Origin of the sequence: Bacillus sp. MM09(2025), from assembly GCF_050496725.1 — a bacterium.
Lineage (GTDB): Bacteria > Bacillota > Bacilli > Bacillales > Bacillaceae > Bacillus > Bacillus pumilus.
Genome location: NZ_JBNWEN010000004.1, coordinates 2,298,606 through 2,321,284 on the forward strand (window position 1 = coordinate 2,298,606; position 22,679 = coordinate 2,321,284).

The window sequence follows — 22,679 nt, forward strand, 5'->3', positions numbered from 1 at the left end:
TACATGAAATCCATTCAACATCAATATTTACTTTGTACACTATGAGAGATGAAGCGCAAAGGGGAGAGGTCTAATGAGACGAATGCTATCTATTCGAATGATTTGTTGTTTGGTTTTGGTGATCTTTAGTTTGCAATCCTTATTGCCTGGTATGTCCGCAGGGAGCGAGGTCAATGCATCTGAAAAGAAAGAAATGGTGTGGAAACAAAAAAAGATTGTGCAGATCAAAAAAGCCCGTCAGCTCATAGGAGAGACGGTGACGGTGAGCGGAATTGTGACAGCAGATCAATCAGCTGTTGGCAATGGGAAACTGTCCACATACATTCAAGACAAATCAGCTGGAATCAATGTTTATTCAGCGCAGCGCAATCACTTCCCGGAACTAAAAGCAGGGATGAAGGTGACAGTGACTGGTAAAATCACGTCTTATAAAGGACTGATTGAAATTGTGCCAGATCAAGGCAGTCTGAAGATAGATGCTGTGAACCAAACCTTGCCAAAGGCGAAGCGAGTGTCTGTGAAGCAGCTAGAAACGGAACAAGCCGGTAAACATGAAGGAAGACTAGTAAAGCTCAAAGGCTATGTAGAGGCAAAACCAGCGCAGCCGGCTGGCGGTGGATACAATGTGGTGATCATTGATAAAAAATATCACAGCACTACTCTGAGAGTGATGGTCGATACAAATGCGATTGATAAAGTAAAGACAGGGAAATGGTACGAGTTTACAGGGGTGTTAAGCAGGTATGATACGCTGCAGGTGCTACCAAGACATAAGGATGATATCAACCTGCTGAAACGCCAGCCAAAGCCGCCAAAGATGAAGAAAGAATACAAAGCAACGGTTGACCGTGTGGTGGATGGAGATACGATTCATCTAAAGAAGCCCGTTCTAGGTACAACAAAGGTGCGTTTTGTGAATATGGACACGCCGGAAACGTATCATCAGCCAAAAAGCGAATTAGACAAAAACCAATTGCGTTTTGGACAGCAAGCAACTGACTATTTAAAAACACTGCTTTCGAGCGGTGACCAGGTCACATTAAAGATTGGTCCTGAAGCAAAGGATAACTATGGACGTCTTTTAGCTCAAGTGAAAACCAAAAAAGGGTTAAATACAAATCTAGAGCTTGTGAAAAAAGGATATGCTCCTACTTATTTCATCTGGCCAGTAGGAGAAGAAAAGGACTATCATACGTATCAAAAAGCAGTAAAGGAAGCAAAGGAAAAAGGACTGGGCATATGGAACGAAGCGGACCCTCTGCTGGAACAGCCGTTTGAATTTAGAGCACGTGAACAGAAAAAAGGACTGACACGCTATGTTGGTGACTCATCTGTCAAAACCTACGTGTCCCCTGACAAATGGAAAGAAATCGATGTGGACAAACGGATCTTTTTTGCTTCCAAAGAAGAAGCAGAACAGGCTGGTTATCAGCCTGTAAAGGATGCGGACGACGTACCATTAACGATTTTAAGTATGAATGATTTACACGGTAAAATTGATCAAGAATACGAGCTGGATCTAAAAGGTGATGGCAATAAAGGCATGTATGGACGAATGGATTATGTCGCGGCCTATATGAAGCAAAAACAAGCAGCGCACAAAAATACGATTACGGTCCATGCCGGAGATATGATTGGCGGGAGCTCTCCAATATCTTCTCTTCTACAGGATGAACCAACCGTTGAACTCATGGAGAACATTGGATTTGATGTGGGCACGGTTGGCAACCATGAATTCGATGAAGGGGTAGACGAGCTATTGCGTATCTTAAATGGCGGAGATCATCCTAAAGGCACAAAGGGGTATGACGGACAGAACTTTCCGCTCGTTTGTGCGAACTGTGAATACAAGGATACTGGCAAACCGCTTTTACCAGCTTATGAAATCATCGATGTCGATGGAATCCCAGTCGCATTTATCGGCGTTGTGACCAAGTCAGCCGCAGGAATGGTCATGCCAGAAGGGATTAAAGACATTCAGTTTACAGATGAAGTCAAAGCCGTGAATGAAGCCGCGGAGGAATTAAAACAAAAAGGAATTAAAGCCATAGCGGTTTTAGCTCATATGACAGCCTCTCAAAATGGAGATATAATCACTGGAGAGAGTGCAAAGCTTGCCAAAGAAGGTGATGATGAAATTGACGTCATCTTTGCAGGGCATAATCACGAAGTGGTCAATGGAGAGGTCAATGGTAAATTAATTGTGCAAGCCTTTGAATATGGAAAGGCGATTGGCGAAGTCAATGTGACACTTGACCGTAAAACGAAGGATATCGTCAAAAAGAGTGCGGAAATCCAGTATATAGATCAAGCTGGTATAGAAAAGGACAAGGAAGCAGCAGACATCTTGGCTCATTACGGGAAAGAAGTGGAGCCGATAATTAGTGAGGTTGTTGGAGAAGCCGGGGTCCAAATGGAAGGCGGCTATTCAAATGATGGAGACACGCCGCTCGGTAATTTGATTGCGGATGGTATGAGATATTCAATGAAAAGTGACTTTGCCATGATGAATGGAGGCGGCATTAGGCAAAACCTTGAAAAAGGGCCGATAACGTGGGGAGATCTCTTTAATATTCAGCCATTTGGCAACGTTTTAGTCAAACTAGAGATCAAGGGAAAAGACTTAGTAGAGATCATAGAAGCACAAATTTCTCCACAATTTGGACCAGATTATAGCATTTCAGGCTTTTCATATTCCTATGATCCGGTAACATATAAAGTAGTCGACTTAAAGCTGCCAGACGGTTCAGCCGTAGCTCTTGATCAAACGTATACACTCACTGTGAATAACTTCATGGCAACTGCAACTGGCAGTAAATATGCACCAATAGGCAGGCTGGGGCAAAACCCTGAAACAGGCCCAGAAGACTTAGAAGCGACTGTTGATTTTGTGAAAAGCTTTGAGGGAGCTTCCATTGTGTATCAAAAAGAGGGACGAATTCAAAAAGCAAAACAAGAAGAAAAAGCAGCAAGCTAAAGAGCGTATCATCTAAGAGAAATGGAACAAGCAAAGGAGTTTAAGCATGAAAAAGTGGCTTGCACTGACTGTGATGACAGCTGGGATTGTGCTGCTCGGCTGGGGAATTTGGCAAATCGCATCGACTCATCTTCAAACAGCCCAATCATTAGACGAAGCGAAGAAGGTCGTGGCGGACGATCAAGGGATGTCCAAGAAGCAGTTTGCTCCTGAAATGGGGAAAGCCTCTGGCATCCTGACGATTCCAAAATTAAAAGCAGACCTTCCCATTGTCGAAGGGACGGATGCGGATGACCTTGCAAAGGGAGTAGGACACTACAAAGACAGTTATTATCCGGATCAAAATGGACAAATCGTCCTTTCTGGCCATCGTGACACGGTGTTTCGCCGGACAGGCGAACTGGATATTGGAGATCAACTGAAAATCACTGTGCCGTATGGTAAATTTATATATGAAATCACACATACAAAAATTGTCGATCAGCATGATACATTCATCATTACATTGCAGAATGAAAAGGAAGAGCTGATATTAACCACATGCTATCCTTTTCATTTTGTTGGCAATGCGCCAGAGCGGTATATTATTTATGCAAAAAGAGTGTCTGAATAAAGAAAAAGAGCCTGCGTATGAAAGCAGGCTCTTTTGTTAATGGATGATTTGACTCATGAGCTGGTCCATATCAGGTGGTAGAGGTGCTTCTATGATTAGATGCTCGCCTGTAAAAGGATGTTTCATGTCTACTTGCTTGGCGTGAAGAGCACACCTGTTGATGTATTCACGAACTCCGTCATATAATGTATCCCCAGCTAGTGGATGCCCGATACTGCTCAGGTGAACACGAATTTGATGCGTTCTACCCGTCTCTAGTTGAAGTTTAACCGCTGTTAGTTGCAGACGTTTATTTATGTCCATGACCTGAAAATGAGTCACAGCTTTTTGCCCTGTAGGGGAGATTCTTCGTTTGACTGCATGGTGTTTGTCACGGCCGATCGCTGCATCGATGGTGCCTTTCTTCTTTTTGAAAAGTCCCTCTGCGATGGCGATGTATGTACGTTTGATTGTTTTTTTAGAAAGCATTTGATCAAGAGCCGCATGGGCTAATCTATGCTTTGCAAATATGACGGTGCCGCTCGTGTCTTGATCAAGTCTGTGGATATGTCTTACCCGCTTTTCTTCTCCATTTGCTTGAAAATGGAACGCCACAAGATTTGCCAGTGTGCCTGTTTGTCCTTGTTCATTCGGATGAGTTGGTCGTCCGGCAGGTTTTTGCACAATTAATAAATGCTCGTCTTCGAAGAGTACCTCTAATTCACCGTATTCCGGTGTCACATCACTTTCTTCTGTTTCAAATAAATCAATGATGATCTGGTCGCCTTGACTGACTTTAGCCGCGTGATGGGCAGGCTTTTGATTTAAACGGACTTTTTGATGCTCCATCCAAAAATGAATAATTGGTTTTGATGCAGATACGGCCGTCTTTAAAAAATGACTGAGTGATGTGTGATGATACTGCTCGTCTACTTTGAGTGAGAGCGTGTGTCCTTTTATGATCATGATATCCGTTCCTCTCTATGGGTATATATAGGAAACACTTACCTTGGCGAACGCCTTTTTTTCTGTGCTATTCTGAATGGAGAAATAACGACAGAGAGGTAGATGTCACGTGAGATTAATGAAAGCTGCTACAGACCTGCAAGAGCAGGCAATTGAAGAAATATCAAAGGATGTTGAAGATCTTCTTTCTCATGCTGTCAATGGACAGCAGCGGGATATGCGTCAAAAAGATCGTTCCCTTACCTTTATTGATGGCGTATATAACGGGACGATGGATGATGCTTTTCGTATTTTATCGGGACTTCAGCTATTACATACCATTATTGTAAAACCGAAACGTCATATCACCAAACGTGATCGTGAGTTATTCGAGCGAAACCGTGAGCAGGTCAATGCCTGCGGCTTTTCTTTCCCTTTTGATCTAGACGATTTTGTCAGCCGTCACCTTCAAAATGCGTAAAAGATGGTGTGAACTTCCTTGTTAACTTACAGGGCCCTCGCACATACTATTTTTAAGGGAACGGAGAAACCTTTAAGATCTGTAATACCAAACCCGCTCTTTTTCAACATTGCCTATTTCTCCACGAATCGGAGCGCTTGGATCTCTTGCAGAATAAACCGAACACGGGTAGGAGCCTGACAAAATGGTGCAGGCTCCTTTTATACATAATCATTTTAGCAGACATTCATCTTTGAAAGTCAATTTTATTCACGATATGATAGCATGGAGTATATGTTTAAGACTTTTGTAAAAAAAAGGAGTGGCCTCGTTGGTAAAGGCGATTATATTTGATTTTGACGGATTAATTTTAGATACAGAAACTCATGAATATGAGGTTTTACAAGAAATGTTTGCGGAGCACGAGTCAGATCTGCCTCTTTCTGTATGGGGCAAGGTCATTGGCACGCAGGCAGGCTTTAAACCATTTGAATATTTGGAAAAGCAGCTAGGGAAAACGCTGGATCATGAGACACTCACAGCAGATCGGCGTTCTCGTTTTCAACAAAGAATGAAGGATGAATCAGCAAGACCTGGCGTAGAAGCTTATTTAGAAGCAGCAAAGGAGCTGGGGATTAAGATTGGACTTGCTTCCAGCTCAGACTATAAATGGGTGTCTGATCACCTGAAGCAGATTGGTCTTTTCGACTACTTTGAATGTATCCGCACGTCAGATGATGTGGAAGAAGTGAAACCAAATCCAGAGCTTTATTTGCAAACCGCACGCTGCTTAGGGGTAGAGCCAAAAGATTGCGTGGCATTTGAGGATTCTGTAAATGGATCAATAGCTGCCAAACGCGCAGGCATGAAATGTGTCATCGTCCCAAACAAAGTGACGAGCACGCTGCAATTTGAAGAATATGATGTCAGATTAGAATCCATGGCTGAAATCGAATTGCTCCAGCTATTCCATCAGCTTGAAAAAGAGGATCAGTAAGGGGGCAAATACATCATGGCAGAAAAACTAGACTTAACGCGATTTGAAAAAAGAATGGTGATCCGTAATATCCGGGAAGAGGATATTGACCGAATCATTGCCTTGCAAGAGGTATGCTTTCCTGGCATGGATCCTTGGAAACGAGAGCATCTTGAAAGCCATCTTGAGCATTTCCCAGAAGGGCAGTTTTGTGCTGAATTCGAGGGGGAAATTATTGGCTCTTGTTCAAGTTTATTAATTAACTTTGATGAATACGATGATCGCCACACGTGGCAGGACATTACAGATGATGGGTACATCACAAACCATAATCCTGATGGAATGAATATGTATGGAATCGAAGTTATGGTGAGTCCTGAATACCGACGAATGAAAATTGGACATCGTTTGTATGAAGCAAGAAAAGACTTGGCAAGAAGATTAAATTTAAAAAGCATCATCATTGGCGGGCGCATTCCGAACTATCATAAATACCAAGAGGAAATGACGCCTCGTCAGTATGTCGAGCAGGTCATGCTTCACCAAATCTATGATCCTGTTTTATCTTTTCAGCTGTTAAATGAATTTAGTCTTATGCGGATCAATCCGAATTACTTGCCAGATGATAAAGCATCCAGCACATATGCGACGTTAATGGAATGGAACAATGTCGATTATCGCCCGCAATCGAAAAGATATTATAAATCGGCGTTCCCTGTTCGAATTTGTGTAATTCAATATGCAATGAAACAAATTCATTCCTTTGAAGAATTTATGAACCAGGTCGAGTATTATGTGGATGTCGCATCAGATGCATCAGCTGACTTTGCCGTATTCCCAGAAATTTTCACGACGCAGCTCATGTCTTATTTAGAAGAGCGGTCACCAAGTCTTGCCGTGCAGCGGATCACGGAATATACAGAGGACTACATCAATTTGTTCACAGACCTTTCTGTGAAATATAACATTAATATCATCGGTGGTTCCCACTTTGTAGAAGAGGAAGGGAAAATCTACAATATTGCCTATTTATTTAGACGTGATGGAACGATTGAAAAACAATATAAGCTTCACATCACGCCAAATGAAAGAAAATGGTGGGGGATTTCAGCAGGTGACCAAGTCCGGGTATTTGATACGGATTGCGGCAAAATTGCGATCCAAATTTGCTACGATATAGAATTTCCTGAGCTTGCACGGATCGCAGCGGACAAAGGAGCGAAAATTATTTTTACTCCTTTTTGTACAGAAGACCGTCAAGGCTATTTAAGAGTACGTTACTGTGCACAGGCGAGAGCAGTTGAAAACCAGATTTATACCGTTATCTCTGGAACAGTTGGCAACCTTCCGCAAACCGAAAATATGGATGTTCAATATGCACAATCGGCTATATTTGCCCCATCAGACTTTGAATTTGCAAGAGATGGGATTGTAGGAGAGTGTAATCCAAACATTGAGATGGTCGTCGTAGGTGATGTCGATTTAGAAATTTTAAGAAGACAAAGACAAGATGGGACAGTACGTCAACTGAAAGACCGAAGAAGAGATGTGTACCATATTGAATATAAGAAATAATGAAGGAAGCGCCTATCGTTGAGGCGCTTCTTTTTGATGACATCAGATTTTTTCAATTGACAAAGGGATGCTGGAGAAAAAGCTGAATATACTTAAAGGAGATTATGTGTTCAAGAAGGAGAGGAACATGAGGCGACAATCTAAACATTTGTATATCAATTTGCCGGTAAATCATGTGAAGGAATCTATCGCTTTCTTTGAGCGGCTGGGTTTTGAATTTGAGCAGCAGTTCACGAATGATCAGGCGGCCTGTTTGGTCATTGATGACACGATCACTGTCATGCTGTTATCTCTTAGGCATTTTCAATCTATTTCAGAGAAACAATTAGTGGATGCAAAAAAAGCATCAGAGGTGATAATCTCTATGCGCGTTCATTCACGGGAAGAGGTCGATGAGCTTGTCGAGCAGGCAATGGCGGCAGGCGGTTCACCGTTTAAGGAGAAGCAGGATCATGAGTTCATGTACGGATGGAGCTTTCAGGATCTAGATGGTCATTTGTGGGAAGTGTTTTATATGGATGAGGAAAGAAGCGGCCTTTCATAAGGGTGCTTCTTTTTTATTGTTTATCAGTGGTATGATAATGAGGAGCAGAAGGAATCTGGAATTCAACTAGAGAAAAGTAGGTGCAGCATGGAGTTTTTACTTGTCTTACTGCCAGTGTTCGGCATATTCCTGATCGGGTATATCGGGCAGAAGGCGATTGGTTTTGACATACATACGCTCTCATCAATGTCTTTATATTTAATGTCACCATTTCTTGCGTTTGAAACCTTTTATCAAAACAAAGTGTCGATGGACTATGTGTATTTATCCATTTTTGTTGTCGGGCTTTGTCTTGCACTTATTTTATTTGTTTTTATTTTATCTCGTATTTATGGGTATTCGAATGAAACGTATTGCGCCATGATTCTGTCGTCAGCCTTTATGAACAATGGAAACTATGGCACGCCTGTTGTGCTGCTTGTCTTCGGAGCAGCAGGTTTGGATATTGCGATCGTGTTGATGGTGCTGCAGCAGCTTGTCATGAGTACAATCGGCATGTATTATGCAGCAAAGGGCGGAGAGGATGCAGGAGATGGAAAGGTCGTCTTGAAAAAAGTGCTGCGTATGCCAGTTGCTTACGGGGCGCTCATCGGTCTATTATTTCAGCTGATTGACCTTTCATTACCTAAAGAGCTGATGACGGGTATTCAGCTTGTGGGGAATGCTGCCATACCGACGATTATGCTTATTTTAGGCATGCAGCTTGCCGTGATCTCTTTTAAGCAAGTGGATTATCGCAATATTTCTTATGCTGTATTGCTGAAGCTGTTTATCTCCCCTCTCATCGCATTTGGCTTTACGCTTATTTTACCGGTAGATGATATGGTGAAACAAATTATGATTTTAGTGGCAGCGATGCCGACAGCAGCAAATACCACGCTGATGGCTGTACAATTTCGAACGAAGCCTGAGTTTGTCTCAAGCACGACATTTCTCAGTACAATCTTAAGTATCGTGACATTACCAGTTTTATTATGGATTTTATCCATGCACCCTCTGGGATAGGGGATAGGCGGCAAACAAAGGGGGACATATGAATGAATGTAGATGTTCATTTCCAAGTGAGTGACGTGTTGAAAACGAAGCATTTTGCGCATGCAAAAGTGTTAGCAGGGGAAAAAGGATTGTTTCGGCAGGTCAAATGGATACATGTGTTAGAAGTTCCTGATGTAGAGGATTTATTAAATGGCGGCGAGCTTATATTAACAACAGCCGCAGGCTTCCATGATCAACCGGATGTGTTTCAAGCGTTTTTACGACAGTTGATTGATTCAGGGGCGGCCGGCTTGTGTATTGAATTTGTCCCGCTAAGATTCGAAGTGCCGGAAGAATTACTGACTTATGCAGAAGAGAGAGATTTTCCGCTTATTCTGTTTACAAAAGAAGTGAAGTTCGTCAACATCACGCAGCATCTTCATACGATGATGATCGAGCGTCAGTATCAAATGATGGCTGATTTAGAAGCACTGTCATCAAAGCTAAATGAGCTTTTGCTGACTCCGCATCCGCAGATGGATATTTTGGATCAAGTGTATCAGCATGTAAGGGGGATTCTTTTACTCCTCCCTGTTCAGGGCGAGCCGATTATTTTATGCGATTCTTCCAAACAAACGGAAGAACTGGTCATGAATTATTTGCAGTTTGCTTCCGTGCCAAAAGGATACGAAGTGACACAAAAACAAGTGCTTGCACTCAAACAAACATTTGCAGATCTTGTGCTCATTCATCAAGCAGACACGCTCTCTGAATTTGAACTGCTTGTGATGGATAAAGGAGCGAATGCTCTAGCCCAGCAAACATTAAGAGAGCTTTATACAGAAGAACTGAAAAAGACAAAAGAAAATGAATGGCTGCAAAAATGGTTTCAAGAAGAGCATACAGAACAAGAGATTATAGAGCACCTTGAAGAAACAGAAGGGGTGAAAAAGCCAACTGGCTGCGTCGTCTTGCTCTTTCAAAAGCATCATCAAATTGAAGAAATCGCAGGGAATCTTTACTTTCTTGTCTCTTGCCGCTCCATTTTTCAGCGTGCTGGTTTCCATCTGATTGCATATGAGCATCAAGAACAAACCTTGTTTATTTTACTAAACACGAGAAAGAAAGAGGACTGGAAAGAGCGTGCGGAAAAGGCTGCAAACGACATCAAACAATTGTATAATCGGGAGCAGCCCCGAGGGGCCGAGATCTATTTTGGTATCGGTCAATATTGTGAAAAATTTCAGCACATGAGAAAAAGCTTTCAAGCAGCCAAAGAATTGCTGCATTTAAAAAAAGTGATGCCTCAGCGGGTGGAAAGCCCATTTTACCAAGATCTACATATGCTCCGTCTCATGCCTATGATGAAGGAAAGCGGTCTGCTTGAATGTATGGTGAAAGAGTATTTAGAGCCCGTGATTGTATACGATAATCAAAATAGCGGGAGACTCTATCAAACGCTGAATATCTTTTTACAAACAAACGGTTCTAAAAAAGAAACCGCAAGCCAGCTTTATATTGTCAGGCAAACTCTTTATCATAGACTGGATAAACTGCATGCCTTGCTCGGTGAGGATATGATGAAGGCGCCGAAACGACAGGCGCTTGAATTTGCGATTCTTGCTCATGAATTCCTGCAAGGAAATAAACGTTAGCGATTTTGCCAAGGCATTAAGAAAAGTGTCTTATGATGGTGTTCAATCAGTTGACGATCTGTCTAATGTAATCGGCCTGACCCCTTTCTTATAATGAAAGTAACGATTGGTTCTCTTTTACAGGCGTTCTAGTGCCAGTTTCATAAGCCTCACGTTTCATCCATATAATGAATGGAGCGGCAATGTGCTGCTGAACTGGTCTAAGCTTCTTTAATGATGAAAACGGATACATGGGGGCGGGAAGATGAAAATACATGAGCAGGCTCAAAATCTTCAGGCGAAAGATGATCAGTTGATTTGGCATCATATGAAAGGGACAAACAAGGAAAATGAAAGTATGGTCATTCACGAGGCTGAAGGTGCTTGGGTGACAGATATTCATGGGAATCGCTATTTAGACGGAATGTCAGGCCTTTGGTGTGTAAATGCCGGATATGGCCGGAGAGAGCTTGCAGAAGCGGCGTATAAGCAATTAAAGACAATGCCTTACTATCCGCTTACACAAAGCCACGTGCCGGCGATTCAGCTGGCTGAAAAGCTAAATGAGTGGCTTGGCGGAGATTATGTCATCTTCTTTTCTAACAGCGGTTCTGAAGCCAACGAAGCTGCATTTAAAATGGCTAAACAATACCATGCGCAAAAAGGAGAGAGTACTAGGACAAAGTTTATCTCCCGGTATCGGTCGTATCACGGCAATACAGCAGCAGCTCTTGCCGCAACCGGTCAAGCGCAGCGTAAATATAAATATGAACCATTAGGTCAGGGCTTTATTCATGTCGCACCGCCTGATATGTATCGTCATCCTGAGGATCAAGAGAATCTGGCAAGTGCTGCGGCAATAGATCAGGCCATGACGTGGGAACTAAGTGAGACGATAGCTGGGGTCATTATGGAGCCGATCATTACGGGCGGAGGTATCCTAATGCCGCCAAAAGGGTATTTGAAGAAGGTCAAAGATATCTGTGAAGCCCATGGAGCGCTTCTCATTGTAGATGAAGTCATCTGCGGATTTGGCCGGACAGGGAAGCGGTTTGGTTTTATGCATGAGGAAGTAAAGCCGGATATTATCACCATGGCAAAAGGGATCACAAGCGGTTATTTACCACTTTCTGCAACGTGCGTGAAACGAGAAATCTATGAAGCCTATGCAGGAGAAGATACGTATGACAGGCTGCGCCATGTGAATACATTTGGCGGTCACCCTGCTTCCTGTGCGGTGGCACTTGCGAACCTAGAGATTATGGAAAACGAGCAATTAGTGGAACGGTCCGATGCGCTCGGCCGGGATATGCTTGAACGTTTGCAAGAGTTAAAAGAACACCCATTTGTCGGAGATGTCAGAGGAAAAGGGTTGCTATTTGGCATTGAGCTTGTTCAGGATCAACAATCCAAAAAACCAGCTGAACCACATGTCGTCGGCCAATTGATTGCTGAATGTAAAAAACGCGGGCTGATCATCGGGAAAAATGGGGATACAGTGGCCGGCTATAATAACGTTGCCCAGCTTGCACCGCCGCTTAATATAACAGATGATGACGCCTCATTTATCATCAATACCTTAAAAGAAAGCATGGCACAGCTATAGCAGAGAGACTTCTCTGCTTTTTTTTATGGAATAAAAGTTTGCTTTTCATCATTTTGAGCTAGTTCTAGGAAGGTGATGTGAGATGAAAGCGGTATTGGGCACACTACGTGTATTGAAAAATAGAAGAATTTCTATTACTGTTAGGAGAAGACTGATCCAATACACTTTTGAAGGAGACGGCTATGAGTTTTCATGATCAACCCATTTTACCTGCTGTACGCAATATGAAGCAATTTGAGGAATTTTTAAAAAGTCCATTTACATATGGTGTTTTACTTGATGTTCACTTAGGCCGGCTTAAGGGCATCATGAATGAGGCAAATGCTCATCACAAAAAAATGTTTGTCCATGTCGATCTCATTCACGGGATTAAACATGATGAGTATGGAACGGAATTTATTTGTCAGGAAATGAAGCCAGCAGGAATTATTTCTACTAGGTCTTCTGTCATAGTAAAAGCCAAGCAAAAAAAGGTATATGCCATTCAGCGAATGTTTTTACTTGATACGAGTGCCATGGAAAAAAGCATAGAGTTCGTTGGGAAACATCGTCCAGATTTTATTGAAGTATTGCCGGGCGTCGTGCCAGATTTAATTACAGAAGTGCGCGAGCGAACTGGGATCCCGATTTTTGCAGGCGGATTTATCCGTACAAAAGAAGATGTAGAAAGAGCGCTTGAAGCAGGGGCTACAGCTGTGACGACCTCAAATACCACCCTTTGGAAAGCGTTCCAAAAGTAAAAAGATAAAATGTGAATATTTATTGACAACGTTTTCATCCTCTGATACTATAGCACTAAGTTAATATCATGTGATGGAGAAATGGAGATCCACAACAACGCTTTACTAGGTGACAAATGACCCTAATGTAAAGTATGTTTGTTGTGGATCTTTTTCTTTATCTTTTCTACACATTCATAGGGGATGGCAACTGAACCAGAGGAGGAATTTTTCATGACACCATTTTGGGGAGAAGTCGTAGGTACAATGCTGCTCATTATTTTTGGAGGCGGTGTGTGTGCGGCAGTTAATTTAAAGAAATCACTCGCATATCAATCCGGCTGGATTGTAATCGCTTTCGGATGGGGATTCGCAGTAGCCATTGCAGCATATGCAACTGGTGGAATTAGTGGAGCTCATTTAAACCCTGCACTCACAATTGGGCTTGCGCTAGAAGGAAGTTTTCCTTGGGCTGATGTTCCAATGTATATTGTTGGTCAAATGCTTGGCGCATTAATAGGGGCTACTATTGTCTTTTTACATTACTTACCGCACTGGAAAGCAACAGATGATCCAGGTGCAAAACTAGGTGTATTTTCAACTGGTCCTGCGATTCCGCATACTTTTGCAAACGTACTTAGTGAAGTTATCGGTACATTTGTATTGGTTCTAGGAATCTTAGCGATTGGTGCAAATAAATTTGCAGACGGAGTCAATCCGCTGATTGTTGGTTTCTTAATTGTTGCAATTGGTCTTTCTTTAGGTGGAACAACTGGTTATGCAATTAACCCTGCACGTGATTTAGGTCCGAGAATCGCACATGCGATCTTGCCGATTCCAGGAAAAGGCCCATCGAACTGGAAGTATGCTTGGGTGCCAGTCGTTGGTCCAATTTTAGGCGGTGCATTTGGCGGTGTTTTCTACAATGCAGCCTTTAAAGCGAACGTCACTCCAGCCTTTTGGATTGTAAGCGTTATTTTAGTTGTGGTATTGTTAGGACTCTATGTCTCTACGAAAAACCAAACAAATGCTGTAAATGAAAGTATGTAAGGGGAGGAAAACATCATGACAAAAGAAAAATATATTCTTGCATTAGATCAAGGGACAACAAGCACAAGAGCGATCTTATTTGATCAAGAAGGCAAAATTGCACATACAGCTCAGAAGGAATTTAATCAATACTTTCCGAACCCAGGCTGGGTAGAACACAATGCAAATGAAATTTGGAGCTCTGTTCTATCAGTCATTTCAACTGCTTTAATTGAATCAGGAATTGAAGCAGACCAAATCGCTGGTATCGGAATTACGAACCAGCGTGAGACAGCGGTTGTTTGGGATAAACATACAGGCGCACCTATTTACAATGCCATTGTTTGGCAGTCAAGACAAACGTCTGGCATTTGTGAAGAGTTAAAAGAACAAGGACACAATGAAACGTTTAGAAATAAAACAGGTCTTCTCATTGATGCTTATTTCTCAGGTACAAAGGTAAAATGGATCTTAGACAATGTAGAAGGTGCCCGTGAGAAAGCAGAAAATGGCGACTTACTGTTTGGCACAATTGATACTTGGCTGATTTGGAAGATGACAGGCGGTAAATCACACGTCACAGATTACTCCAATGCGTCCAGAACATTAATGTTCAACATTTACGATCTGAAATGGGATGAAGAATTACTTGATATCCTTGGCGTACCGGCTTCTATGCTTCCAGAGGTGAAACCATCCTCACACATTTATGGTGAAACAACAGACTATCACTTCTTTGGCAGAAATATTCCGATTGCAGGAGCGGCGGGAGATCAGCAGGCTGCTTTATTCGGTCAGGCTTGCTTTGAAGAAGGAATGGCGAAGAACACATATGGTACAGGATGTTTCATGTTGATGAATACAGGGGAAAAAGCCATTAAGTCGGATCATGGTTTATTAACGACGATTGCATGGGGCATTGACGGCAAAGTTGAATATGCTTTAGAAGGAAGTATTTTCGTTGCTGGCTCAGCGATTCAATGGCTGCGTGATGGACTCAGAATGTTTAAAGACTCGAAAGACAGCGAAGCTTATGCAGAGCGCGTTGAGTCAACAGATGGCGTATACGTCGTTCCGGCATTCGTTGGTCTAGGCACACCATACTGGGATAGTGATGTCAGAGGCGCTGTGTTTGGGTTAACACGCGGTACTTCTAAAGAGCACTTTGTCCGTGCAACGTTAGAATCACTTGCTTATCAAACGAAAGATGTGTTAGATGCGATGGAAAAGGATTCAAACATTTCATTAAAAACATTGCGTGTTGATGGCGGAGCTGTAAAGAATGATTTCTTAATGGGCTTCCAAAGTGATTTACTGGATGTGCCTGTAGAGCGTCCAGAAATTAATGAAACGACGGCACTCGGTGCGGCCTATCTTGCGGGAATAGCAGTTGGCTTCTGGAACGACCGTTCAGACATTGCAAAACAATGGAACCTTGACAAGCGCTTTGATCCTAAGATGGAAGAAGACAGCCGTGACTCGTTATACAGCGGGTGGAAAAAGGCTGTAAAAGCAGCTCAAGCTTTCAAATAAACCAAAAGTATGGTATACTTCAAGTAAGTTAATAGAACGGTTGGAGAACTGGAGAGACCGCAGGCACCGAAGTGTAGAAATACGCTTTGGGTGTTTGCGGTCTCTTTTTCTTTACCGTACAACATGGGAGGAACAAGAGATGACTTTTTCTAGCTTAGAAAGAGAACAAATGCTGCAGGAAATGACAAAAAAACCATATGATGTGTTTATCATTGGTGGGGGTATAACAGGCGCGGGTACAGCACTTGACGCGGCTTCACGAGGAATGCGTGTCGGTCTTGCAGAAATGCAGGATTTCGCAGCAGGTACGTCTAGCCGCTCAACGAAACTAGTGCACGGTGGACTTCGTTATTTAAAACAATTTGAAGTGAAAATGGTCGCAGAGGTCGGTAAAGAGCGTGCCATTGTATATGAAAATGGTCCTCATGTGACAACACCAGAATGGATGCTTCTTCCGATGCATAAAGGCGGCACATTCGGTAAGTTTTCAACATCCATTGGGCTTAGAGTGTATGACTTTTTAGCTGGCGTCAAGCATAGTGAACGCAGAAGCATGCTAAGTGCGAAGGAAACACTTGCAAAAGAACCGCTTGTGAAAAAGGACGGTTTAAAAGGCGGAGGCTACTATGTTGAATACCGTACAGACGATGCACGCCTTACAATCGAAGTCATGAAAGAGGCTGTGAAATTCGGAGCAGAAGCGGTCAACTATGCGAAAGTAAAAGAATTTATTTATGATAAAGGCAAAGTGGTCGGTGTTGTCATTGAAGATGTCATGACGCAGAAAACCTACGATGTATATGCGAAGAAAATCGTCAATGCGACAGGTCCGTGGGTCGATCAGCTAAGAGACAAGGATCACTCAAAAGAAGGGAAGCACTTACAGCATACAAAAGGGATTCACTTAGTATTCGACCAATCAGTCTTCCCATTAAAACAAGCGATCTACTTTGACACACCTGATAAACGGATGGTCTTTGCGATTCCAAGAGAAGGCAAAACGTACGTTGGTACAACAGATACAGTGTACAAAAAGCAGCTGGAACATCCGCGTATGACAAAAGCAGATCGTGATTATGTCATCAAAGCGATTCAATACATGTTCCCTGATCTCAATATTACAGAAAAAGATGTAGAATCTAACTGGGCTGGTCTTCGTCCACTTATTCATGAAGAGGGCAAAGACCCTTCAGAAATTTCTCGTAAGGATGAAGTGTGGACATCATCTTCAGGCTTAATCACCATTGCTGGCGGTAAATTAACAGGCTACCGCAAAATGGCTGAGCACATTGTGAATCTTGTACGTGATGGACTAAAAGAAGAAACAGGCAAAGACTTTGGATCATGTAAAACAAAGCATATGCCAATTTCAGGCGGTCATGTAGGCGGATCAAAAAATATGGCTGCCTTTGTCCAAGCGAAAACAGCAGAAGGAGCATCTGTGGGTTTAACAGAACCAGTTGCTCAAAAACTTGCCGAAAAATATGGCTCAAATGTCAGCAGTCTTTTCAAACGTGTAGAGCAGCTTCAAGGTGAAGCAGACAAACGAAACATTCCAGCGTATGTACTCGCAGAGCTTGTCTATGCAATCGAAGAAGAATTAGCTGTTACCCCTGTCGATTTCTTCTTAAGAAGAACAGGAAGTCTATTATTTAATATCAACTGGGCAAAAAAATATGCACAGCCTGTCGTTGATTATATGGCAGAGCGTTTTGGCTGGGATGAAGCAGTCAAACAGAAGCATCAAACAGAATTAGATCAACTATTCCATGAAGCAGTTGTACCGCTTGATGCTGAATAAAAGAAAAGCCGCTAAGGGCTAAAATCAAGTATATTTTAGCCCTTTGTCAACAATCTGAAGCCGATCATGTATCGGCTTTTTTTATTTGTTCATCATTTTCTTCATCTCCCAACGATATAGCATGACATAAAGGTTGATTCCATATAAAATAACAGTAGAGGTTATTTTATTGATGATAAGAGCTGGGAGGACGACCATGAGTTGGAAGACGAATTATGAGCGATGGATCAATGAGAAGCACCTGGATACTGAGCTAAGGGAATGGCTGGAGGCACATCAAGATGATCAACAAGCACTTGAAGAGTGTTTCTACAAAAACCTTGAGTTCGGCACTGGAGGAATGCGCGGGGAGATTGGTGCTGGCACGAACCGAATGAATGTGTACACGGTTCGTAAAGCATCTGCAGGCCTTGCTGCGTATATTGCGAAACATGGAGAGGATGCAAAAAGAAGAGGCGTCGCCATTGCATATGATTCACGCCATAAATCGCCTGAATTTGCGATGGAAGCTGCCAAAACTCTTGCTTCACAGGGCATCCAAACATACGTATTTGACGAACTGCGTCCAACACCAGAGCTCTCCTTTGCTGTTCGAGAGCTGAATGCATTTGCTGGGATTGTCGTAACAGCAAGTCACAATCCACCAGAATATAATGGCTATAAAGTATATGGAGAAGACGGCGGACAGCTGCCACCATTTCAGGCAGATCAAGTCATTCAAGAAGTAGATGCAATAGAAAATGAACTGTCGATTTCAGTTGATTCAGAAGAACCGTTAAAACAACACGGGCTGATCAAGATGATCGGAGCAGAAATCGATCATGCTTATATTGAAAAATTAAAAACGATCAGTGTCCACCCTGAGCTGGCAGGTGAGGTCGATGTTAAAGTCGTTTTCACACCGCTTCATGGTACGGCCAACCAGCCTGTCCGAAAAGGACTTCAAGCTTTAGGCTATCAGCATGTAACCGTTGTGCCTGAACAGGAAAGACCAGATCCGCAATTTTCAACAGTGACATCACCAAACCCAGAAGAGCATGCAGCATTTGAGTATGCCATCAAGCTTGGCGAAAAGCAGAATGCCGATATACTCATTGCAACAGACCCAGATGCGGATAGGTTAGGTATTGCAGTCAGAGATCATGATGGAGAGTTTACCGTCTTAACAGGCAACCAAACAGGAGCCATATTGCTCCATTATTTATTGTCTGAAAAACAAAAGCTTGGTCAGCTGCCGCCTCGTCCTGTTGTGATGAAAACGATTGTCACAAGTGAGCTCGGGCGTGCTGTTGCTTCCGCATTTGGTGCCCATACGATAGACACACTGACCGGCTTTAAGTTTATCGGAGAAAAAATCAGGCAATTCGAAGAGAGCGGAGAATACACATTTCAATTCGGATACGAAGAAAGCTATGGCTATTTAATCGGCGACTTTGCCCGAGATAAAGATGCGGTGCAAGCAGCGCTGTTAGCTGTCGAAGTTGCTGCTTTCTATAAAAAACAAGGCAAGTCCTTGTACGATGCGCTTGTTGATATTTTCAAGGAGTTTGGATTTTACCGGGAAGGGTTAAAGTCGTTAACCTTAAAAGGAAAAGAAGGAGCAGAGCAAATTTCAGCGATCCTTCATACCTTTAGAACAAATCCGCCAGCTGCTATTGCGGGTCAGCGCATCACTGTCATCGAGGATTACCAATCAAGTCAAAGACACCTCGTTTCCGAAAAGAAAGAAGAAACCATTCATCTGCCAGCATCAAACGTGCTGAAGTATTTTCTTGAGGATGGCTCGTGGTTCTGTTTAAGACCTTCTGGCACTGAGCCTAAAGTGAAATTTTATATGGCTGTCAAAGGTACATCGTTAACAGATAGCGAAGAAAAGCTGAAGCATTTGTCAGAAGAAGTGATGAAAGTCGTTTATGAAATCGTGGAAGAAACAGCTAAATAAACAAACAAGGCCATCGTGTGAATGCATGATGGCTTTTTCTCCATCAAAAGGATGAGAAAAAATCATCCTTTTAGAGAAAGAACCGGCAGAATGCTCATGATATAATGAGGCGTAATGAAAAGAGAAGGCAGCAAATGCCGGGGGTAAACAGTATGGGAGAATACCAAGAGAAGGTTGAGACATTAAAAACGTTAAAAGAAATTGCTGAAAAGCTAAATGAAGGCACGGAAATGAAAGAAACGCTTCATGAAGTGCTTCATATGCTGATGGATATCACAGGCTTTCACTCAGCATGGATTTATTTTATAGAAAAAGACGGCTCGTATGAACTGATGGCAGAGGTCTCCTTACCCGAAGCGCTGGCAAAGCATCAAAAAGAGCTCATGTGCCAAAACGATTGCTATTGCATCAATCGATACACAAAAGGCTCACTCCAATCAGCCACAAACATTATGAATTGTAAACGCATCGAAACGGCGATGAAAAAGCAGCTCGGGGATACTGAAGGAATTACGCATCATGCGACGGTCCCCCTCAAAGCATGTAAGCGTACGTTTGGATTATTGAATGTGGCGGCAAAAGGAAAAGTCACATTTACGCAAGAAGAATTGAACTTGCTTGAAAGCATTGCGCTTCAAATTGGTACGGCTATTCAACGGATGAAGCTTGTGCAAAACGAACATCAGCATGCTCTTTTGGAAGAAAGAAACCGGCTTGCACAGGACTTGCATGATTCCGTTAACCAAATGCTATTTTCAGTTAGTCTGACTGCGAAAGCCGCCCGTCAAATGACAAACGATCAGAATTTAGGGGAAATGATTGATTTTATTCAGCATTTGTCACAAGATGCACTGGTTGAAATGCGGTCACTCATTTGGCAGCTAAGGCCAAGAGGACTTGAAAAAGGATTCACAACAGGGATTCAAGAATATGCAAAACTTTTAGGATTACGCTGTACATTATCGTTATCAGGCTGTATGGAGATGGATCATACCCAGCATGAAACGTTGTTTCGAGTATGCCAGGAAGCGCTGAATAATTGTCAAAAACATGCGGAAGTAGAGGAAGTTAAGGTCCAGCTTGAACAATCAAAAGACACGTTTGAGATGAAAATCATCGACCACGGAAAAGGGTTTCAGTATGACGAGCAAATGAGCCTTCCTTCACTCGGTCTGAAAGGGATGTCTGACCGCATCAAAAGAGCTGGAGGGACATTTTGTATAGAGTCTGAGCTCGGTAAAGGAACCACTATTCAAGTAAAGGTGCCATTTTCTCAAGAAAGGAAGGGGTCGTCATGAGAGTCGTCATTGCAGATGATCATCATATTGTGAGAAAAGGGCTTGTGTTTTTCCTGCAGACACAGCCTGACGTTGAAATCGTTGGTGAGGCTTCTAATGGAGAAGAAGCATTAGAAATTGTCAGACAAACCCGCCCTGACATCGTTCTCATGGATTTATCGATGCCTGTAGTGAATGGCATTGAGGCAACGAAACAAATGACGCTGGAAATGCCTGATACCCGCATTGTGATCCTGACAAGCTATGCGGATAAAGATTATGTTATTCCCGCCATTCAAGCAGGGGCAAAAGCCTATCAGCTCAAGGATGTAGCGCCAGAAAAACTTCTTACGACAATGATTGACGTACAAAAGGGCACCTATCAATTAGATGGTCATATCACCAATTTTCTTGTGCAGCATTTGACTGAGCCAAAAGAGCAAAGATGGGAGTTAATGAAAGAGCTGACCAATAGAGAGCGAGATGTCTTATTCGAAATTGCAAAGGGGAAAAGCAATAAAGAAATTGCCTCATCTTTGTTCATTTCTGAAAAGACTGTCAAAACGCACGTATCTCATGTATTATCAAAACTAGAGCTGGCAGATCGTACCCAAGCGGCTCTATATGCAGTGGATTATCAAAAAAGTCAGCCCAAAGAGCTGCTATAACAGAAGGGAATTTAGTCGTTATGCTAAAACTTTTAAGCACACATTCAGTTCAATGAATTGAATAAAAAGAGCACAGTAGTTGGTTATTTGACGTGCCCTTTTGCGTGATAAGAGAAGCGTGTTCAGTCTAATTTCTATGAGATAAACGTTAAAAGACTTGATGAGTATCTGCTCATCAAGTCTTTTTTTATTTTGAAGGTGGTGATAAACCGGCTGACTAGAGGTGAAATGATAAAAGGAGGAAATGAGCATGGACACATATTGAATTAGTGAGTGATTATCGCTATGATAACGAATTGAAAGAAAGCTTTAATCAATTAGCGATCAAAACTTTTGATTTGGATTTTAGTGACTGGTACAAAAGAGGATATTGGGATGAAAAATATATTCCTTATTCCTTTGTCCATCACGGGAAAGAGATCTCAAACGCTTCCGTTTATCTCATGTCACTGATCATTGATGGCGAAACGTATCGAGCTGTTCAAATTGGCACGGTGATGACGGATCAAGCCTACCGCAACAAGGGATTAGCGACAAAGTTAATGCAGCATATTATGGATACGTACGAACATGACTGTGGTTTGATTTTTCTTTTTGCCAATGAAACTGTACTGGACTATCCGAAATTCGGCTTTACCCGTTACCACGAAAGTGAATTTAGTCTCGATATCGGCAAAAGCGTCATTCAGATAAATAAGGACATGCGCTTCAAGCAGCTAACATTGGAACATGACCTGCCATTACTTGAACAGTTCGCAGAAAAACGTCAAACGGGTTCAATGAAATTAGATGCTGAGGATCATGGCAGCTTATTAATGTTCTACTTTACATTGGTTTGGCCGGAGGCCATTTTCTATATTGAAGCATTGGATACGATTGTCCTGATGAATGAAGAAAATGAAACCATACATGTCTTTGATATCATTTCTCTTGAGCCACAAAATATAGAGGAAGTTGTTGCACATATTATGAATGAAACGACGAAAAAAGTGATGTTCTATTTTACACCTGATCCGTCAATTGACGGCTTACACACGGTGAAGGCGCCAAATGATGAGGATGCGCTGTTTGTTTATACAAAACAACATTGGGTCAAAGACCACTTTATGCTTCCAATTACTGCGCACTGCTAAATGTATGTAAAAAGGCTGATCATCAGCCTTTTTCTTTATGTGTACATCGGTTGTGAATAAACTTCAGAAGCAGCAGCCTCTGAAGCATGGTCAATGTACTGTAGGAGCCCATATAAACATTTTTCAACATCAGCATCGTTCCGGTTAAATTGATACGCGTGTAAGAAATGCTCAATACGTTTCGAGAGCAAGTCATCTTGCGTACGTACCATAAGAATAAGTAAATTATCCCACTGCGAGCGATGCGTATAATAAAGTGCTTTATCATAATCCGCCACATTCATTAAACCTTC

19 protein-coding genes are annotated in these 22,679 nt (G+C 42.4%); 17 read left to right on the forward strand and 2 right to left on the reverse strand.

From position 1 onward, the window contains the following. Positions 1–73: 73 nt before the first annotated feature. Entirely contained in the window at positions 74–2,977 is a 2,904-nt protein-coding gene (locus tag ACQYAC_RS17820) for a 5'-nucleotidase C-terminal domain-containing protein (protein ID WP_429943805.1), read from the forward strand. A gap of 46 nt (positions 2,978–3,023) precedes the next feature. Next, on the forward strand, positions 3,024–3,590 hold the full coding sequence (locus ACQYAC_RS17825; protein ID WP_429943806.1) for a class D sortase: 567 nt from the start codon (positions 3,024–3,026) through the stop codon (positions 3,588–3,590). 36 nt (positions 3,591–3,626) lie between these two features. Here the strand turns inward: ACQYAC_RS17825 and ACQYAC_RS17830 are convergent, their stop codons facing one another. Continuing rightward, on the reverse strand, positions 3,627–4,535 hold the full coding sequence (locus ACQYAC_RS17830; RefSeq protein ID WP_180309325.1) for an RluA family pseudouridine synthase: 909 nt from the start codon (positions 4,533–4,535) through the stop codon (positions 3,627–3,629). A gap of 109 nt (positions 4,536–4,644) precedes the next feature. Between ACQYAC_RS17830 and ACQYAC_RS17835 the strand changes: the two genes are divergently transcribed. The 15 genes from ACQYAC_RS17835 (at position 4,645) to ACQYAC_RS17905 (ending at position 22,386) form a co-directional block, all read left to right on the forward strand. Beyond that, positions 4,645–4,995 carry a DUF5365 family protein gene (locus tag ACQYAC_RS17835; RefSeq protein ID WP_426972419.1) on the forward strand — a complete coding sequence of 117 codons (351 nt, stop codon included), beginning with the start codon at positions 4,645–4,647 and terminating at the stop codon, positions 4,993–4,995. Positions 4,996–5,305: 310 nt separating this feature from the next. Continuing rightward, complete coding sequence (locus tag ACQYAC_RS17840; RefSeq protein ID WP_429943807.1) at positions 5,306–5,971, forward strand: HAD family hydrolase; 666 nt, start codon at positions 5,306–5,308, stop codon at positions 5,969–5,971. A gap of 15 nt (positions 5,972–5,986) precedes the next feature. Further along, positions 5,987–7,525 (forward strand): bifunctional GNAT family N-acetyltransferase/carbon-nitrogen hydrolase family protein, encoded by a 1,539-nt coding sequence (locus tag ACQYAC_RS17845; RefSeq protein ID WP_012009394.1) that lies wholly within the window; start codon positions 5,987–5,989, stop codon positions 7,523–7,525. A gap of 127 nt (positions 7,526–7,652) precedes the next feature. After that, the gene (locus tag ACQYAC_RS17850; RefSeq protein ID WP_339165357.1) at positions 7,653–8,069 is read left to right on the forward strand and encodes a VOC family protein; all 417 of its coding nucleotides are present in this window, start codon (positions 7,653–7,655) and stop codon (positions 8,067–8,069) included. Positions 8,070–8,156: 87 nt separating this feature from the next. Then, positions 8,157–9,074, forward strand: coding sequence for an AEC family transporter (locus tag ACQYAC_RS17855; RefSeq protein ID WP_058014444.1), 918 nt, complete (start codon positions 8,157–8,159; stop codon positions 9,072–9,074). 32 nt (positions 9,075–9,106) lie between these two features. After that, positions 9,107–10,699, forward strand: a complete 1,593-nt coding sequence (locus ACQYAC_RS17860; protein WP_429943808.1) for a PucR family transcriptional regulator — start codon at positions 9,107–9,109, stop codon at positions 10,697–10,699. A 244-nt stretch (positions 10,700–10,943) separates the two neighbouring features. Continuing rightward, positions 10,944–12,284, forward strand: a complete 1,341-nt coding sequence (locus ACQYAC_RS17865; protein ID WP_061407216.1) for an aspartate aminotransferase family protein — start codon at positions 10,944–10,946, stop codon at positions 12,282–12,284. A 182-nt stretch (positions 12,285–12,466) separates the two neighbouring features. Continuing rightward, positions 12,467–13,024 carry a glycerol-3-phosphate responsive antiterminator gene (locus ACQYAC_RS17870; protein ID WP_429943809.1) on the forward strand — a complete coding sequence of 186 codons (558 nt, stop codon included), beginning with the start codon at positions 12,467–12,469 and terminating at the stop codon, positions 13,022–13,024. A gap of 213 nt (positions 13,025–13,237) precedes the next feature. Continuing rightward, entirely contained in the window at positions 13,238–14,053 is an 816-nt protein-coding gene (locus ACQYAC_RS17875; protein ID WP_144484733.1) for an MIP/aquaporin family protein, read from the forward strand. 15 nt (positions 14,054–14,068) lie between these two features. Next, on the forward strand, positions 14,069–15,565 hold the full coding sequence (gene glpK, locus ACQYAC_RS17880) for a glycerol kinase GlpK (RefSeq protein WP_058014440.1): 1,497 nt from the start codon (positions 14,069–14,071) through the stop codon (positions 15,563–15,565). 139 nt (positions 15,566–15,704) lie between these two features. After that, the gene (glpD, locus tag ACQYAC_RS17885; protein ID WP_429943810.1) at positions 15,705–17,366 is read left to right on the forward strand and encodes a glycerol-3-phosphate dehydrogenase; all 1,662 of its coding nucleotides are present in this window, start codon (positions 15,705–15,707) and stop codon (positions 17,364–17,366) included. A gap of 196 nt (positions 17,367–17,562) precedes the next feature. Continuing rightward, positions 17,563–19,308 (forward strand): phospho-sugar mutase, encoded by a 1,746-nt coding sequence (locus ACQYAC_RS17890; RefSeq protein WP_429943811.1) that lies wholly within the window; start codon positions 17,563–17,565, stop codon positions 19,306–19,308. 152 nt (positions 19,309–19,460) lie between these two features. Next, positions 19,461–20,606, forward strand: coding sequence for a GAF domain-containing sensor histidine kinase (locus tag ACQYAC_RS17895; RefSeq protein WP_180309318.1), 1,146 nt, complete (start codon positions 19,461–19,463; stop codon positions 20,604–20,606). Further along, a complete protein-coding gene (locus tag ACQYAC_RS17900; protein ID WP_429943812.1) occupies positions 20,603–21,253 on the forward strand; it encodes a response regulator in 651 nt (216 codons plus the stop codon). Before ACQYAC_RS17895 ends, ACQYAC_RS17900 begins: the two co-directional genes overlap by 4 nt. 269 nt (positions 21,254–21,522) lie before the next feature. Further along, positions 21,523–22,386 (forward strand): GNAT family N-acetyltransferase, encoded by an 864-nt coding sequence (locus ACQYAC_RS17905; RefSeq protein WP_429943813.1) that lies wholly within the window; start codon positions 21,523–21,525, stop codon positions 22,384–22,386. A 35-nt stretch (positions 22,387–22,421) separates the two neighbouring features. Here ACQYAC_RS17905 and ACQYAC_RS17910 read toward each other — a convergent pair whose 3' ends face one another. Beyond that, positions 22,422–22,670: a YhdB family protein gene (locus ACQYAC_RS17910; protein ID WP_024426598.1), complete on the reverse strand. Its 249-nt coding sequence runs from the start codon at positions 22,668–22,670 to the stop codon at positions 22,422–22,424. Between the last annotated feature and the right edge of the window lie 9 nt (positions 22,671–22,679).

Excerpts from the sequence above, each read along its gene's own strand:
- ACQYAC_RS17820 (WP_429943805.1), top strand. The coding sequence starts at position 74 with ATGAGACGAATGCTATCTATTCGAATGATTTGTTGTTTGGTTTTGGTG.
- ACQYAC_RS17825 (WP_429943806.1), top strand. The coding sequence starts at position 3,024 with ATGAAAAAGTGGCTTGCACTGACTGTGATGACAGCTGGGATTGTGCTG.
- ACQYAC_RS17830 (WP_180309325.1), bottom strand. The coding sequence starts at position 4,535 with ATGATCATAAAAGGACACACGCTCTCACTCAAAGTAGACGAGCAGTAT.
- ACQYAC_RS17845 (WP_012009394.1), top strand. The coding sequence starts at position 5,987 with ATGGCAGAAAAACTAGACTTAACGCGATTTGAAAAAAGAATGGTGATC.
- ACQYAC_RS17850 (WP_339165357.1), top strand. The coding sequence starts at position 7,653 with ATGAGGCGACAATCTAAACATTTGTATATCAATTTGCCGGTAAATCAT.
- ACQYAC_RS17855 (WP_058014444.1), top strand. The coding sequence starts at position 8,157 with ATGGAGTTTTTACTTGTCTTACTGCCAGTGTTCGGCATATTCCTGATC.
- ACQYAC_RS17860 (WP_429943808.1), top strand. The coding sequence starts at position 9,107 with ATGAATGTAGATGTTCATTTCCAAGTGAGTGACGTGTTGAAAACGAAG.
- ACQYAC_RS17865 (WP_061407216.1), top strand. The coding sequence starts at position 10,944 with ATGAAAATACATGAGCAGGCTCAAAATCTTCAGGCGAAAGATGATCAG.
- ACQYAC_RS17870 (WP_429943809.1), top strand. The coding sequence starts at position 12,467 with ATGAGTTTTCATGATCAACCCATTTTACCTGCTGTACGCAATATGAAG.
- ACQYAC_RS17875 (WP_144484733.1), top strand. The coding sequence starts at position 13,238 with ATGACACCATTTTGGGGAGAAGTCGTAGGTACAATGCTGCTCATTATT.
- glpK (WP_058014440.1), top strand. The coding sequence starts at position 14,069 with ATGACAAAAGAAAAATATATTCTTGCATTAGATCAAGGGACAACAAGC.
- glpD (WP_429943810.1), top strand. The coding sequence starts at position 15,705 with ATGACTTTTTCTAGCTTAGAAAGAGAACAAATGCTGCAGGAAATGACA.
- ACQYAC_RS17890 (WP_429943811.1), top strand. The coding sequence starts at position 17,563 with ATGAGTTGGAAGACGAATTATGAGCGATGGATCAATGAGAAGCACCTG.
- ACQYAC_RS17895 (WP_180309318.1), top strand. The coding sequence starts at position 19,461 with ATGGGAGAATACCAAGAGAAGGTTGAGACATTAAAAACGTTAAAAGAA.
- ACQYAC_RS17900 (WP_429943812.1), top strand. The coding sequence starts at position 20,603 with ATGAGAGTCGTCATTGCAGATGATCATCATATTGTGAGAAAAGGGCTT.
- ACQYAC_RS17910 (WP_024426598.1), bottom strand. The coding sequence starts at position 22,670 with ATGAATGTGGCGGATTATGATAAAGCACTTTATTATACGCATCGCTCG.